The organism is Cupriavidus sp. 05N39, from assembly GCF_056397325.1.
This window is the reverse complement of the sequence record NZ_JBFTNE010000047.1, coordinates 1-14292: the sequence shown is the minus strand read 5'-3', so window position 1 is coordinate 14292 and position 14292 is coordinate 1. Positions and strand designations below refer to the sequence as shown.

Annotated in this window: 14 protein-coding genes and 1 tRNA gene; 8 read left to right on the top strand and 7 right to left on the bottom strand. The window is 66.4% G+C overall.

Annotation, left to right across the window (positions count from 1 at the left end; all coding sequences use genetic code 11):
• The first annotated feature begins 452 nt into the window (after nt 1-452).
• From AC1DN0_RS22215 to AC1DN0_RS22200, 4 genes are all read left to right on the top strand, one after another.
• Complete coding sequence (locus tag AC1DN0_RS22215; protein ID WP_441632116.1) at nt 453-1169, top strand: ABC transporter permease; 717 nt, start codon at nt 453-455, stop codon at nt 1167-1169.
• 80 nt (nt 1170-1249) lie between these two features.
• Entirely contained in the window at nt 1250-2134 is an 885-nt protein-coding gene (locus AC1DN0_RS22210; protein ID WP_441632139.1) for a glycine betaine ABC transporter substrate-binding protein, read from the top strand.
• A gap of 10 nt (nt 2135-2144) precedes the next feature.
• Nucleotides 2145-2792 (top strand): ABC transporter permease, encoded by a 648-nt coding sequence (locus tag AC1DN0_RS22205; protein WP_441632114.1) that lies wholly within the window; start codon nt 2145-2147, stop codon nt 2790-2792.
• 2 nt (nt 2793-2794) lie between these two features.
• The gene (locus tag AC1DN0_RS22200; protein WP_441632112.1) at nt 2795-3970 is read left to right on the top strand and encodes an osmoprotectant ABC transporter ATP-binding protein OsmV; all 1176 of its coding nucleotides are present in this window, start codon (nt 2795-2797) and stop codon (nt 3968-3970) included.
• 68 nt (nt 3971-4038) lie between these two features.
• Here the strand turns inward: AC1DN0_RS22200 and AC1DN0_RS22195 are convergent, their stop codons facing one another.
• The gene (locus AC1DN0_RS22195) at nt 4039-5616 is read right to left on the bottom strand and encodes an aldehyde dehydrogenase (NADP(+)) (protein WP_441632110.1); all 1578 of its coding nucleotides are present in this window, start codon (nt 5614-5616) and stop codon (nt 4039-4041) included.
• Nucleotides 5617-5908: 292 nt separating this feature from the next.
• Complete coding sequence (locus AC1DN0_RS22190) at nt 5909-6655, bottom strand: FadR/GntR family transcriptional regulator (RefSeq protein ID WP_477146010.1); 747 nt, start codon at nt 6653-6655, stop codon at nt 5909-5911.
• Nucleotides 6656-6874: 219 nt separating this feature from the next.
• On the opposite strand from AC1DN0_RS22190, the gene gudD reads away from it, so the two are divergent.
• The 3 genes from gudD (at nt 6875) to AC1DN0_RS22175 (ending at nt 9852) form a co-directional block, all read left to right on the top strand.
• Nucleotides 6875-8242, top strand: coding sequence for a glucarate dehydratase (gene gudD, locus AC1DN0_RS22185; protein WP_441632108.1), 1368 nt, complete (start codon nt 6875-6877; stop codon nt 8240-8242).
• Between the two features lie 135 nt (nt 8243-8377).
• A complete protein-coding gene (locus AC1DN0_RS22180; protein ID WP_441632137.1) occupies nt 8378-9331 on the top strand; it encodes a Bug family tripartite tricarboxylate transporter substrate binding protein in 954 nt (317 codons plus the stop codon).
• Between the two features lie 146 nt (nt 9332-9477).
• Nucleotides 9478-9852: a hypothetical protein gene (locus tag AC1DN0_RS22175; protein WP_441632106.1), complete on the top strand. Its 375-nt coding sequence runs from the start codon at nt 9478-9480 to the stop codon at nt 9850-9852.
• Between the two features lie 51 nt (nt 9853-9903).
• Here the strand turns inward: AC1DN0_RS22175 and AC1DN0_RS22170 are convergent.
• Nucleotides 9904-9993 (bottom strand) — tRNA-Ser (locus AC1DN0_RS22170).
• 284 nt (nt 9994-10277) lie between these two features.
• Here AC1DN0_RS22170 and AC1DN0_RS22165 point away from each other — a divergent pair.
• Entirely contained in the window at nt 10278-10793 is a 516-nt protein-coding gene (locus AC1DN0_RS22165; RefSeq protein ID WP_441632104.1) for an outer membrane lipoprotein, read from the top strand.
• A gap of 89 nt (nt 10794-10882) precedes the next feature.
• On the opposite strand, the gene hemW is transcribed toward AC1DN0_RS22165, so the two are convergent.
• From hemW to AC1DN0_RS22145, 4 genes are all read right to left on the bottom strand, one after another.
• Nucleotides 10883-12124 carry a radical SAM family heme chaperone HemW gene (gene hemW / locus AC1DN0_RS22160; RefSeq protein ID WP_441632102.1) on the bottom strand — a complete coding sequence of 414 codons (1242 nt, stop codon included), beginning with the start codon at nt 12122-12124 and terminating at the stop codon, nt 10883-10885.
• On the bottom strand, nt 12121-12738 hold the full coding sequence (gene rdgB, locus AC1DN0_RS22155; protein WP_441632100.1) for an RdgB/HAM1 family non-canonical purine NTP pyrophosphatase: 618 nt from the start codon (nt 12736-12738) through the stop codon (nt 12121-12123). Before rdgB ends, hemW begins: the two co-directional genes overlap by 4 nt.
• A 13-nt stretch (nt 12739-12751) precedes the next feature.
• On the bottom strand, nt 12752-13471 hold the full coding sequence (rph, locus tag AC1DN0_RS22150; RefSeq protein ID WP_045238632.1) for a ribonuclease PH: 720 nt from the start codon (nt 13469-13471) through the stop codon (nt 12752-12754).
• Between the two features lie 173 nt (nt 13472-13644).
• Nucleotides 13645-14292 (bottom strand): PP2C family protein-serine/threonine phosphatase (locus AC1DN0_RS22145; protein ID WP_477146009.1); only part of this gene is annotated, 648 nt, incomplete at its 5' end.

Genomic DNA, 14292 nt, shown 5'->3' with positions numbered 1-14292 from the left:
ATGATGACAAGATCGGTGTAAATGGGTATAATAGCGCTCTCGTTGTCATCCGATGCCGCGTAATTATCTCGGGTTGGCAGGGTCCGGGCAAGCGTCTTAACCAGCTTGCAACCCGCCCAAGCCACCCGTGTGCGGCACCGGCCGATTGATCCGGCGGCGCGTCGGAACCACCAAATTTGCGCTGCCACTGGCCTCCCGTTTCTGCACCTTGCAGCGGGTTGCGCCGCTCCAGGGATCCCAGCCTTCACTGGCATGGCGTCCCGTCAATTGGGTTTCCCGCCTCCGCGCGTGGAACCCGGCGCCCGTCCACCGGCTCATCTGCCGGTCATGGCGGGCAAGGCAATCTAGTCAGGGCCGGCGGCCCCCATTGCACCCGCCCGTGCCCATTTGTTCGTCCGTCAATCCGGATGTGGCTCTTCATGCCCACATGCGGCATGCGGAGAGAGGGGAATATGTCCAAGCAATCCAAGCAGGCACTGGCCTGGGGATGTTTCGCGCTCGCCGCGCTGGCCGGTCTGGTCGCGTGGATCGGTGTCGACGTCATCCGGCAGTACGAGGACCGCCTGTGGTACGACGCGGCCGACCACCTGCGCCTGGTGGCGTGGTCGATGGCGCTGGCCCTGGCCACCGGGATTCCGGCCGGCATCGGCCTGAGCCGGCCCTGCATGCGACGCTGGGCCGATCGCCTGATGCAAGTCTTCAATATCGGCAACACCGTGCCGTCGCTGGCAGTGCTGGCGCTTGCCCTGGCTGTGCTCGGCATTGGCGAGCGGCCCGCCATCCTGGCGCTCTGGCTGGCCTCGCTGCTGCCGATCGTGCGCAATACCTGCGAGGGTCTGCGCGGCGTGTCGCCGGCATTGACCGAGGCCGCGCGCGGCCTTGGCATGACCTCGATGCAGCGCCTGTTCCGGGTCGAATTGCCCAATGCGCTGCCGGTGATCCTGGCGGGCGTGCGTATCAGCCTGGTGATCAATGTCGGGACGGTGCCGCTGTCCTTCCTGATCGGCGCCAACAGCCTGGGCGAACTGATCTTCCCCGGCATCTACCTGAACAATCAGCCTTTGCTGCTGCTGGGCGCCGCGGCCACCGCGCTGCTGGCGCTTGCCCTCGACGGCCTGTTCGCCGCCGCCGGCTACTGCTACCTGCGCCGCCGCGGGCTGGCGCGCTGATGCGCGCACCGAACATGAAGGAGAACCCGATGCATTTCATCACAAGCGCGCTGGCCCGCGCGGCCCGCGGCCAGGCACGCATGCTGGCAAGTCTCGCCGTGCTCGCCGCACTGGCAGCCCTGGCGCTGCCGGCGCATGCCGATCCCGTTCGTGTAGGCGGCAAGAACTTCACCGAGCAGCTGATCCTGTCGTCGATGACGTCCCAGTACCTGCAGGCCAAAGGCCTTGCCACCGAGCTGACTTCCGGCCTGGGCAGCACGCTGATGCGCCAGGCCATGGAAAGCGGCCAGCTCGACGTGGTGTGGGATTACACCGGCACGGCGCTGATCGTGTTCAACAAGGTCGAGGAAAAGCTCGAAGCCAGGGAAAGCTACGAGCGCGTCAGGACGCTGGACGCCGCCCGCGGCCTGATGTGGCTCGACGCCTCGGGCATCAACAACACCTATGCGCTGGCGATGCCGCGCAAGCGCGCCGAAGCCGCCGGCGTGACCACGCTGTCGGCCTTCGCCGGGAAGATGCAGGCCGCCGCGGAAGGCACCGCGCATCCGTTCGCGGTCGACATGGAATTCGCCGCGCGCCCCGACGGCCTGGAGCCGCTCAAGACGCTCTACAAGCTGCCGTTCTCGCGGCGTGACGTGATCCAGCTCGATCCCGGCCTGGTCTATACGGCGCTGAAGAACGACCAGGTGGAGCTCGGCCTGGTGTACACCACCGATGGCCGCGTCAAGGGCTTCGACCTCGTGCTGCTGGAGGACGACCAGCACTTCTTCCCCGCATACAACGCCGTGCCCGTTGTGCGCAAGGCGACGCTGGACAAGCATCCCGAGATCGCGGGCCTGCTCAATGCGCTGTCGGCCAAGCTCGACAACGAGGCCATGACCGAGATGAACTACAAGGTCGATATCGGCCAGCAGCCGGTCGACAAGGTGGCGCAGGAATTCCTGCGCGGCCACGGCCTGATCTGAGGAGGGTCGCATGGAATTGCTGACTTACCTTCAACATAGCTGGCCAACATTGCTCAAGCTAACCGGACAGCATCTGGCGCTGGTGGGCTCCGCGGTGGGGCTGGCTATCGTGGTGGGCGTGCCGCTGGGCATCCTGTGCGCGCGCTTCCGCTTCCTCGCCACGCCGCTGCTGACGCTGGCCACCATCGTGCTGACCCTGCCGTCGATCGCGCTGTTCGGCCTGATGATCCCGATCTTCGCCCGCTTCGGCCACGCGCTCGGCTATGTGCCGGCGGTGACTGCGGTGTTTCTCTATTCGCTGCTGCCGATCATGCGCAATACCTGCGTGGCGCTTGCCAACGTCGACGACGGCATCCAGGAAGCCGGCCGCGGCATCGGCATGACCACCTGGCAGCGCATGCGGCTGGTGGACCTGCCGCTGGCCGTGCCCGTCATCCTCGGCGGCGTGCGTACCGCCGTGGTGATGAACATCGGCGTGGCCACCATCGCCGCCATCATCGGCGCGGGTGGCCTTGGGGTGCTGATCCTGCAAGCGATCAGCCAGAGCAACATGAGCAAGCTGGCGATCGGCGCGGTGCTGGTCAGCGTGCTCGCCATCGTGGCCGATGCCTGCCTGCAGTGGTTGCAGCGGGCGCTGACACCGAAAGGAATTCGCTGAACATGATTGAACTCGAACAACTCACCAAGACCTTCAGGCAAAAGGATGGCGCGGAAGTACGCGCCGTCGATGCCGTTTCGCTCACGGTGCCCAAGGGCGAGATTTGCGTCTTCCTCGGTCCCTCTGGCTGCGGCAAGACCACCACGCTSAARATGATCAACCGCCTGATCCAGCCCAGCTCCGGCCGCGTCCTGATCGACGGCGAGGACACCACCCGCGTGGACGAAGTCACGCTGCGCCGCAAGATCGGCTACGTGATCCAGCAGATCGGCCTGTTCCCGAACATGACCATCGAGGAGAACATCATGGTCGTGCCGCGCCTGCTGGGCTGGGACAAGAAGCGCTGCCGCGAGCGCGCGCGCGAACTGATGTCGATGGTRCAACTCGATCCCGACAAGATGCTCACGCGCTATCCGCGGGAATTGTCGGGCGGCCAGCAGCAGCGCATCGGCGTGATCCGCGCGCTCGCGGCGGATGCGCCCGTGTTGCTGATGGACGAACCCTTCGGCGCCGTCGACCCGATCAATCGCGAGAGCATCCAGAACGAGTTCTTCCAGATGCAGCGCCAGCTCGGCAAGACCGTGATCATGGTTTCGCACGACATCGACGAGGCCATCAAGCTGGGCGACCGCGTGGCCGTATTCCGCGGCGGCAAGCTGGTGCAATTCGACCATCCCGACGCACTGCTGGCGCGTCCGGCCGACGATTTCGTGCAGGCCTTCATCGGCCACGACAATACGCTCAAGCGCCTGTTGCTGGTGCGCGCCGGCGATGCCGCCACCATGGCGCAGACCTGCAGCCCGGACATGCCGCTGGCGCAGGCTTTCGGCATCATGGACGACGCCGATGTGCGCCACCTGCCGGTGGTGGACGAGACGCAGCGCGCGCTGGGCTACGTCACGCGGCGCGACGCGCGCACGGGGCAAGGGGTGTGCGCGAATGCGATGCGGCCGTTCATGGCGACCGCCGCGTTCGACGAGCACCTGCGCATCGTGCTTTCGCGCATGTACCAGCACAACACGAGCTGGCTGCCGGTGGTGGATGCCGATGGTGTCTATCTTGGCGAAGTCACGCAGGAATCGATTGCCGACTATCTCAGCTCGGGCCGCTCTCGCGGTAACGCGCCGGTGATCCAGCCGCCGCAGTCGCCGGCCGCGATCGAGCGTATTGCAGCGTAGGCAACGCGTGCCGCGCGAAATGGAAAAGGGCCGGGATTACCGGCCCTTTTTTACGGCTGTGCGTAATGTCAGTCGCGCGCCAGTTGTCCGTCAGTGAGACGCCACGCCTTCAACGGGTTGCCGTCCTGCAGCGCCGGCGGCAGCAGTTCCGCAGGCACGTTCTGATAGCACACGGGGCGCAGGAAGCGCTCGATCGCGGAAGCGCCGACCGAGGTGGCGCGCGTATCCGACGTGGCGGGGAAGGGGCCGCCATGCACCATCGCATAGGACACTTCCACCCCGGTCGGATAGCCATTGAACAGCACGCGCCCAGCCTTGCGCTCCAGCACCGTCAGCAGGCTGCCGGCGTCGGCGCGGTCACCCGCATCCGCTTGCACGGTGGCGGTAAGCTGGCCTTCGAGCCGGCGTGCCACCGCCAGCATTTCCTCGTGGTCGCGGCACACGACCAGTACCGAGGACGGGCCAAATACTTCGGCTTCCATGCGATGGTCTGCGAGGAAGCGTTCAGCCGTGGTTTCGAACAGCGCAGGGCGGGCCTGGTTGGGGCCGCTCGCTGGCTTGCCGCTGCCGATGCGGCGCAGTCCTTCGATGTCGCCGAGCTGGGCCACGCCGTTGTCGTAAGCCTGGCAGATGCCGGGCGTCAGCATGGTGGCGGCGGCTTTCTCCGCCAGCGCCGCAATCGCGCCCTGGCGGAACCCATCCAGCGCCGGGCTTTCCACGGCCAGCAACAGGCCGGGGTTGGTGCAGAACTGGCCCACGCCCATCACCAGCGAATCCACCAGGTTGCGCGCGATCTCCGCGCCGCGGGCGGCCAGCGCCGCCGGCAGCAGGAACACCGGGTTGATGCTGCTCATCTCCGCATAGACGGGGATCGGCTGGGGCCGGCTGTTGGCCGTCTGCACCAGCGCCAGGCCGCCGCTGCGCGAGCCGGTAAAGCCCACTGCCTGGATCGAAGGATGCGCCACCAGGGCCGTACCGACGGCAACGCCCGCGCCGACCAGCAGCGAGAACACGCCTTCGGGCAGCCCGGTGTCCGCCACGGCCTTCTGGATCACGCGGCCGACCAGCTCGGAGGTGCCGAGGTGGGCCGAATGCGCTTTCACGATGACCGGGCAGCCCGCAGCCAGCGCCGACGCGGTATCGCCGCCCGCCACCGAGAACGCCAGCGGGAAGTTGCTGGCGCCGAATACCGCTACCGGCCCGATAGCGATCTTCTGCAGGCGCAGGTCGGGGCGCGGCGGCGTGCGCTCCGGCAGGGCGGAGTCGAGCGTGGCGGATTGCCAGCGGCCATCGCGCAGCACGCTCGCGAACAGGCGCAACTGGCCGGCGGTGCGTGCGCGTTCGCCCTGCAGGCGCGCGATCGGCAGCGCGCTTTCGGCGTGGGCGCGCTCGATCAGCGTGTCGCCCAGGGCTTCCAGGCCGTTGGCGATGGACTCCAGGAACCGCGCGCGGGTTTCCGGCGAGGTGTTCCGGTAAGTGTCGAACGCGGCTTCGGCCAGCACGCAGGCGCGCTCGGCCTCGGCGGCGCCGCCGCCATGGAATTCCGGTGCGAGCGTTTCCCCCGTGGCCGGGTTGGTGGCATGGAGGATCTTGGTGGTGCCGCGCACTGCGCTGGCGCCGATCAGCATTTCGCCGGTGATGGTCATGAGCGTTTCCTGCTTTTCAACTGCGATCAAGGATCAAGAGGGTGCCCGCGCGGCAGCGCGAGCGGGACTTCCGGGTTGTCTTGCGAGTGGCTCGCATCGATTCGAGGCACTGGCTGGCGCGACAGACGGTAGTTGCGCGGGCGCGCCCATGTGGCTCTGTGCGAACACTGCGGGGCCAGCGAGCAGCGCCAGGATCTCATCGGTTTTATTGTAAGACATCCTACAACATACAATGCGTTACTAGCAAGCAGGAAAACCCCGATTCCGTCGGGGTTCTCCAGACCACCAGTCTTTAGCTTGCTTCCACCGCCGCCGACGCCTTGCGCAGCCGCTCGCGGCTGTTGGTCAGGTGCATGCGCATGGCGGCCTTGGCGCCTTCGGGGTCGCGCCGCTCGATGGCATCGTAGATATTCTCGTGCTCGATATTGACGCGCTCGAGATATTGCTCGCGCTCCTGCGCGCTGACGTGCAGCCGGCTGCGCGGGATCACCATGGTGCCGAGATGCCCCATGATGTCGGTGAAGTAGCGATTGCCGGTAGCGCGCGCAATGACGAGGTGAAACTCGAAGTCAGCCCCCACCGAATCCTCGCCGCCGGCCGCCGTGCGCTTGAGTTCGTCGAGCGCACGGCGCATTGCCGCCAGCTGCTCGTCGCTGCGCCGGGACGCCGCCAGGCTGGCGGCCTCGGCTTCCAGGCTGACGCGGAATTCCAGCATGGCCAGCACGTCCATGGCGGTCCCCATGGTGGCGGGGTCGATGCGGAAGGGCGAGCCGTTCTCGGTACTGCGCGCCAGCACGAAGGTGCCGATGCCGTGGCGGGTCTCGACCAGGCCGCTGGCTTGCAGCCGCGACAGCGCTTCGYGCACCACGGTGCGGCTGACGCCGAGCGCGGCCATGATCTCGGATTCGGTCGGCAGCTTGTCGCCCGGCTTGAGCAGGCCTTGCTGGATGCGCTCGCTCAGGTTGCTCACCGCCTCTTCGGCAAGCGTGCGGCCGCGGCGCCGCAGCGGGGTGGTGGAGGCAAACATCGGGTTTGACATGATAGTGGGCAGGGGGCTTGACCGGATCTCGATGGGCTCATTATACTGCGTCGTAAGTTATATGACGACCGATAACAGGTGTCTCGTGCCTCGAATTCAATTCCAGGCCCGGCCAGCACCGACGAACTGGTACCCGGCAGCAACCGGGCAGCCAGACCGAGACAACCCGTAAGAGCCGCAGCCGCCAGGCCGTGCCTGCTCTTTCCGCCGGAATTCCACATGATCCAGACATCCATCTCCGCTACCCGCGCCGCGCCAGTCGCAGGCACGCCCGTCGTCACCGAACTCACCGTGGTGCCGGTAGCCGGCCACGACAGCATGCTGATGAACCTGTCGGGTGCCCACGGTCCGTTCTTCACCCGCAATATCGTCATCCTCAAAGACAGCGCGGGGAATACCGGCGTTGGCGAAGTGCCGGGCGGCGAAGCGATCCGCCAGACCCTGGAGGATGCGCGGGAACTCATCGTGGGGCAATCGATCGGCAATCACCAGGCCTTGCTCAATCGCGTACGCAGCGCCTTTGCCAGCCGCGATGCGGGCGGGCGCGGCCTGCAGACCTTCGACCTGCGCATCACCATCCATGCCGTCACCGCGCTGGAAGCGGCCCTGCTGGACCTGCTCGGCAAGCACCTCGGCGTGCCGGTAGCGGCCCTGCTTGGCGAGGGCCAGCAACGCGATGCGGTGGAGATGCTGGGCTACCTGTTCTATATCGGCGACCGCAACCGCACCACGCTCGGCTATCGCAGCGAACCGGAGGCGGACAACGAGTGGTTCCGCTTGCGCAACGAGGCGGCTATGAGCGCCGAAGGCGTGGTACGACTGGCTGAGGCCGCCTATGCGCGCTACGGCTTCAACGACTTCAAGCTCAAGGGCGGCGTGCTGCGCGGCGATGAAGAGATGGAAGCCATCCTGGCGCTCGCCGAACGCTTCCCCATGGCGCGTATCACGCTGGACCCCAACGGCGCGTGGTCGCTGGCCGAAGCCGTGCGCCTGTGCCGCGACAAGCATGGCGTACTGGCCTATGCCGAAGATCCGTGCGGCGCGGAGGATGGTTTTTCGGGCCGCGAGGTCATGGCCGAGTTCCGCACCGCCACCGGTCTGCCCACCGCCACAAACATGGTTGCGACCGACTGGCGCCAGATGGGCCACGCAGTGCGCCTGCAGTCGGTCGATATCCCGTTGGCCGATCCGCATTTCTGGACCATGCAGGGCTCGGTGCGGGTCGCGCAGATGTGCGCCGAATGGGGCCTGACCTGGGGCTCGCACTCCAACAACCATTTCGATATTTCGCTGGCCATGTTCACCCATGTGGCCGCTGCCGCGCCGGGCCGCGTCACCGCGATCGATACGCACTGGATCTGGCAGGACGGCGAGCGCCTGACCAAAGCGCCGCTGAAGATCGAGAACGGCAAGGTAGCCGTGCCGAGCCAGCCGGGCCTSGGCGTCGAACTCGATATGGAGCAGGTGGCGCTGGCGCACGAGCGCTACAAGAACATGGGACTGGGCGCGCGCGACGATGCGGCTGCCATGCAATTCCTGATCCCGGGTTGGACCTTCAACAATAGGGCGCCGTGCATGGTCCGGTGAGCGCGCACCATCCGGACACAAGAAATACCACTCAAAAGCGAGGAGACAACGATGTTCAAGACTGACGACCGGTCCCGCATGACCGGCACCACAGCTGCGCCCACGTACCGCGTGCTGCGCCGGTTGACCACCGCCATGATCGCAGCCGTGACGGTGCTGGCGGCCGCCGGCACCGCCGTCGCATCGACGGCATGGCCCCAGAAGGCCGTCTCGGTCGTGGTGCCGTTCCCGGCCGGGGGCTCCACCGACACCATCGCGCGCATGCTGGCGGTGCCGCTCAATGAGAAGCTGGGCCAGCCCTTCGTGGTGGACAACCGCCCGGGCGCCACCGGGGCCATCGGCGCGACCATGGTCAAGCGCGCGCCCGCGGATGGCTACACCTTGCTGGTAGCGTCGATCGGCGTCTACGCGGTGAACCCCTTCCTGCAGAAGAATCTTGGCTACGACCCGGCCAAGGACTTCGACCTGTTGACGGTTGCCGTGCGTGCGCCCAATGTGCTGGTCACCAAGCCCGATTTCCCGGCGAAGAACCTGCAGGAACTGGTTGCGTACATGAAGAAGAATCCTGGCAAGGTCGCATTTGCCAGTTCCGGAGCCGGCTCGTCCGACCACCTGACGGCCGCGTTGTTCTGGCAGAAATCCGGTACCGACGGACTCCATGTTCCCTATAAGGGCGGGGCGCCGGCCATCTCCGACCTGCTTGCCGGACAGGTGGATGTCTCGTTCCAGAACGTGAACGCGGTGCTCCAGCATATTCGCAGCGGCAAGCTGAAGGCGCTGGCGGTGACTGGCGACAAGCGCTCGTCCGTGTTGCCGAACGTGCCCACCATGGCGGAGAGCGGCGTGAAGGACGTCGATGTGTATTCGTGGCAAGGCGTGGCGGCGCCGCGCGGGCTGCCGAAGGACGTCAAGGCCAAGCTGCATGCCGCCCTGGTCGGCGCGCTCAATGAGCCCCAGATGCGGCAGAAACTGGCCGAGAACGGTTTCGAGGTGGTCGCCAACACGCCCGAGCAGTTCGAACAATTCGAGAAGCAGGAACTCCAGCGCTGGAAGGCCGTGATCGAAGCCGGCAAGATCAGCATCGACTAGGTTCGCGGTATCGGCGCAAGCGTTGCTCTTTGCCCCGCCTGTCTGCGGGGTGTTTTCATTTGCGGAGCGGATTCGGACGCGGGCGCGCGCAACCTGATAGGCTTGGGCCACGCGCGCTTTGCGCTGCCCCGCCGCTGGCGCCCCCCATGATCCGGTTCTGCAAATCGCCGCCCTGCCTGCTGATCGAGACAGAGTCCCGGTGGCTGATTCCGCGTGGGTTCGACGGCTTCGCGCCGGGGCCGCTGATCCTGGTGCGGCCTGGCGTCAGCCATGCGCTGATCGAGCATGAGAAGGTGCACGTGCGGCAGTTCTGGCGCTCGGGGGGACTGATGGGCGTGTTCTACCTGCTCAGCCCGCGCTGGCGCCTGCGTTTCGAGCTGGAGGCCTATCGCGAGCAGCTCAGGCACTGCGAGCCCGGCGCCGCGCATTATTTCGCGCGGATGCTGGCGCGGCACTATCGGCTGGATATATCGCAGGAGGAGGCGTACCGCTTGTTGACGGAGCCCGGCGAACCGGAGTGACCGTTTGCCGTTTCGCTCAATCGGGATGGCTGCATTCGCGAGCGGAAAATCTGGCGGAAGCGGTGAGATTCGAACTCACGGATGGGTCACCCCATCGGCAGTTTTCAAGACTGCTGCCTTAAACCACTCGGCCACGCTTCCGGTAAGAAAGTGCAGTCATTGTAGCGCGAACAGGGGGAGGTTCCCGCTCGTGCTTCATGCTGCATTGACGCTGGCGCAACGGCCAGCGCCGCGCATTATAGCAAGGGCGGGGACGCTTGGTTGCGCATGTTGTGCAATGTTGTCTTGTCGGTGTCTTGTCGGTGTCTGTCGGACACGGCGGAACCTTCTTTCAGGCTCGGCGCTCCTATCATGCATGAGGGCGCGCGCCGGGGTGGCGCGTCCCCCTGTTCCATGCATTTGCAGGCAATCGAAGAGGACAACTGATGAAGGGCAAGATTCTGTTGGGCGTAGCGGCGGCCGCCGCGTTGACCGGGTTGGCGGGTTGCGCGGCGCCGGGCGGCGGCTATGGCGGCGGCTATGGCGCTCCGCCGCCGCAGGCTGGGTACCAGACGCCGCCCCCGGCGCCGGCCACGAATACCTACCAGGCGCCGGCGGGTTCGGTGTTTCATGGCCGGGTCGAGTCGATCGAGCCGGTGACCACCCAGAAGAACAGTTCGGGCGTGCTCGGCACGGTCATCGGCGGCGTCGCCGGTGGCCTGCTGGGGCACCAGGTCGGCGGGGGTACCGGCAATACCATTGCGACCATCGGCGGTGCGGTAGCGGGTGGCTTGGCGGGCAACCAGATCGAGAAGCGCGCCGGCAGCAGCACCGAGACCGTCTATCGCGTCAATGTGCGGTTAGACGATGGCCGTCTGGCCACGGTGACGCAGCGCGATGTCAGTAGCTTGCGCATCGGTTCCCGTGCGCAGGTCGCCAACGACATGGCGATGCCGTATTGACCGGGACGCGGGTATCGCGTCAAGCATTTCGACAGGAAAACGGCCACCCTCGGGTGGCCGTTTTCCTGTCTGCTGCAAGGCGTCTGGCGTCACCCCTTCAGGAACATCTCCTGCAGGTCGTTCAGGAAACGCCGGCCGAGTTCGGTGGGCTTGATGGTGGCGAGATCGGCTTCGAGCAGGCCCTTTTTCTCGGCCGCGGCCAGTTCGCGGCTGATGGTGTGCAGCGGCAGCCCGGTGTGGTCGAAGAACGTGCTGGCCGGCACGCCGTCGGTAAGGCGCAGCGCGTTCAGCATGAACTCGAAGGGCAGGTCGGACGCGCCGACGTCGTGCTGCTCTTGCACGGCATTGCCGGCCATGGACTGTGCCATATAGGTGGCCGGATGCTTGTGGCGCATCTGGCGCAGTACCCGGTGCGGGAAGGAGAGCTTGCCGTGCGCGCCGGCCCCGATGCCGAGGTAGTCGCCGAAGCGCCAGTAGTTCAGGTTGTGGCGCGCTTCGCGATGCGGCTTGCCGTAGGCCGAGGTTTCATAGTGCCGGTAGCCGGCCTGGGCGGTGCGCGCTTCGACCAGGTCCTGCATTTCGTAGGCGCTGTCGTCGTCGGGCAGGGCCGGGGGGAATTTGGCGAACAGCGTATTCGGCTCCAGCGTCAGATGGTAGAGCGACAGGTGCGTGGTGTTGAACGACAGCGCCGTTTCCAGGTCCTGCGCGCAATCCGCCAGGGTCTGGCCTGGCAGCGCGTACATCAGGTCGAGATTGACGTTGTCGAAATTGTCCAGCGCGATGCCGATCGCGGCGCGCGCTTCGTCGCCGCCGTGGATGCGGCCGAGCGCGGCGAGATGGCGGTCGTTGAAGCTCTGGATGCCGATCGACAGGCGGTTGATGCCGCTGGCCCGATAGCTGGCGAAACGCTCCGCCTCGAAGGTGCCGGGGTTGGCCTCCATGGTGATCTCGGCGTCGGCGTCGAGCGGCAAGAGCGCGCGAATGTCCGAGAGCAGCCGGTCCATGCCGGCGGCAGACAGCAGGCTGGGCGTGCCACCGCCGATAAAGACCGTGTGCACGGGGCGGCCCCATACCAGGGGCAGCGATTGCTCCAGGTCGGCGCGCAGCGCATCCAGGTAGGCATCTTCCGGAATGTCGTGGCTGTCCGCCGCGCCGGGCACCGCATGCGAGTTGAAGTCGCAGTACGGACACTTGCGCACGCACCAGGGGATATGCACATAGAGCGACAGCGGCGGCGAGGCGGGCAGGGAGATCTGGCCCGGCTGCAGCCACAGCGACTTGGTATCGGCAGGGGTGGTGCCGGTCGACGCGACGGGAACGATCGGGATCATGGGCAGCCGGGCGTGATGCCGTCCGCCTGCAGGCGTTCGGTCAGCGCCTTGAGCGCCAGCGCGCGATGGCTGATCGCATTCTTTTCCGCGGGGCTCAGTTCGGCCGCTGTCTTGCCCAGCTGGGGCAGCATGAAGTGCGGATCGTAGCCAAAGCCGGCGTTGCCGCGCGGTGCGTCGACCACCTCGCCGGACCATACGCCTTCGGCGATGACGGGGCGCGGATCCTCGGCATGGCGCACCAGCACCAGCACGCAGTAGTAGTAGGCACGGCGGTTCAGCTTGCCGGCGAGTTGCGAGATGAGGTGCGCATTGTTGGCGGCGTCGGATTTCGGCTTGCCTACCAGTTGCGCGTAACGCGCGGAGTAGACGCCCGGCGCGCCATCCAACGCGTCGACGCAGATGCCGGAATCGTCGGCCAGCGCGGGCAGGCTGGACAGGCGGCTGGCGTGGCGCGCTTTGGTAAGGGCGTTTTCGACGAAGGTGGCGAAGGGTTCCTCGGCCTCGTCGATGCCGAGTTGTCCCTGCGGTATCACCTCGAATCCGAGCGGCGCCAGCAGCGCGCCAAACTCGCCGAGCTTGCCGGGGTTGTTGGAGGCGAGGACCAGGCGTTGCATGGCGTTCACCGYATCAGGCCAGGCCGAGCGCACGGCGCTGGTGCGCCACCAGTTCAGCGATGCCCTGCTCGGCAATACGGGTCATCGCATCGAGGTCGGCGCGGCTGAACGGCACGCCTTCGGCCGTGCCTTGCACTTCGACGAAGCCGCCGCTGCCGGTCATCACCACGTTCATGTCGGTGTCGCAATTGCTGTCTTCGGCATAGTCCAGGTCGAGCACGGCCACGCCGTCCACCATGCCTACCGAGACGGCGGCGACGAAATCGCGGATCGGGCTGGTCTTGAGCTGGCCGTCCCGCAGCATCGCGGAAATGGCGTCATGGGCGGCCACGAAGGCGCCGGTGATGGCTGCGGTGCGGGTGCCGCCGTCGGCCTGCAGCACGTCGCAGTCCAGGTGGATGGTGTACTCGCCCAGCGCGGACAGGTCGAACACCGAGCGCATGGCGCGGCCGATCAGGCGCTGGATTTCCTGGGTGCGCCCGGTCTGCTTGCCGCGGGCGGCCTCACGGTCGGAGCGCGTATGGGTGGCGCGCGGCAGCATGCCGTACTCGGCGGTGACCCAGCCTTCGCCACTGCCCTTCTTGTGCGGCGGCACCTTGGCCAGCACGCTGGCGGTGCACAGCACCTTGGTATCGCCAAAGGCACTCAGGACGGAGCCTTCGGCGTGGCGGGTGTAGTGTCGGGTCAGGGTGATAGGGCGCAGCGCATCGGCTGCGCGTCCGCTCGGTCGCATGTGTGGGTTTTCTCGGGAATCGGTTCAGGACACGGATTTTAACGCCGCGGGGCTGCGCGTGCCCATCCGGCTTCGATTCGGCCCTCGGCGAACCGCAAATTCCCGCGCCATTGCGGCGCGGGCGGTACTTCCGTCCGGTATGGGCGGCAGGTTTCGCAGGCCGCCCGGAACGCTTAACGCATGAAGTTGCTCGTCTTGTCGATCGCTGCGCGGATCTCGGCGATGGAGCGTTCGATTTCCTCCTCTGACAGCAGGTCGGTGTCGCCGCCGTTGTTCTCGAGGATGGAGGTGGTAAAGGTGTTGAGCGGCAGGGTCTCGGTGGCGACCGAGTCCTCGTTGGAAAGGTGTGCGTCGAGTTCCCACATCATGGCGATCGCGGTGGTGTTGTCGGCGCCGTCGCCCGCATTGTGCAGCGCTTGTTCGATCAGGTCGGGGATGGCGTGCACCACCGACAGGTGGGTCACTTTGTCAACCAGGAGCTGTTCTTCAATGCTGCCCCAGAGCCCGTCCGAGCATAGCAGCGCGACGTCGCCGGGCTCCAGCCGCAGCGGGCCGCCGATGTCGATCAGCGGCAGGTTGGGGGAGCCGAGGCAGTTGTACAGCTTGTTGCGCTCGGGGTGGTTTGCCACCTGCATCGGCAGCACGCGTTCCTGCTGCAGCAGGTTTTCGATCTTGGAGTGGTCGCGCGTGCGGGTCAGCAGGGCGCCCTTGCGCACCAGGTACAGCCGTGAGTCGCCGGCGTGGGCCCAGTGGATCTGGCCATTCTGGACCAGGCAGCAGACCACGGTGGTGCGGGGGACATCGGCGCGGGGGACATCGGC

Excerpts from the sequence above, each read along its gene's own strand:
- AC1DN0_RS22215 (WP_441632116.1), top strand. The coding sequence starts at position 453 with ATGTCCAAGCAATCCAAGCAGGCACTGGCCTGGGGATGTTTCGCGCTC.
- AC1DN0_RS22210 (WP_441632139.1), top strand. The coding sequence starts at position 1,250 with ATGCTGGCAAGTCTCGCCGTGCTCGCCGCACTGGCAGCCCTGGCGCTG.
- AC1DN0_RS22205 (WP_441632114.1), top strand. The coding sequence starts at position 2,145 with ATGGAATTGCTGACTTACCTTCAACATAGCTGGCCAACATTGCTCAAG.
- AC1DN0_RS22195 (WP_441632110.1), bottom strand. The coding sequence starts at position 5,616 with ATGACCATCACCGGCGAAATGCTGATCGGCGCCAGCGCAGTGCGCGGC.
- AC1DN0_RS22180 (WP_441632137.1), top strand. The coding sequence starts at position 8,378 with ATGATCGCAGCCGTGACGGTGCTGGCGGCCGCCGGCACCGCCGTCGCA.
- AC1DN0_RS22175 (WP_441632106.1), top strand. The coding sequence starts at position 9,478 with ATGATCCGGTTCTGCAAATCGCCGCCCTGCCTGCTGATCGAGACAGAG.
- AC1DN0_RS22165 (WP_441632104.1), top strand. The coding sequence starts at position 10,278 with ATGAAGGGCAAGATTCTGTTGGGCGTAGCGGCGGCCGCCGCGTTGACC.
- hemW (WP_441632102.1), bottom strand. The coding sequence starts at position 12,124 with ATGATCCCGATCGTTCCCGTCGCGTCGACCGGCACCACCCCTGCCGAT.
- rdgB (WP_441632100.1), bottom strand. The coding sequence starts at position 12,738 with ATGCAACGCCTGGTCCTCGCCTCCAACAACCCCGGCAAGCTCGGCGAG.
- rph (WP_045238632.1), bottom strand. The coding sequence starts at position 13,471 with ATGCGACCGAGCGGACGCGCAGCCGATGCGCTGCGCCCTATCACCCTG.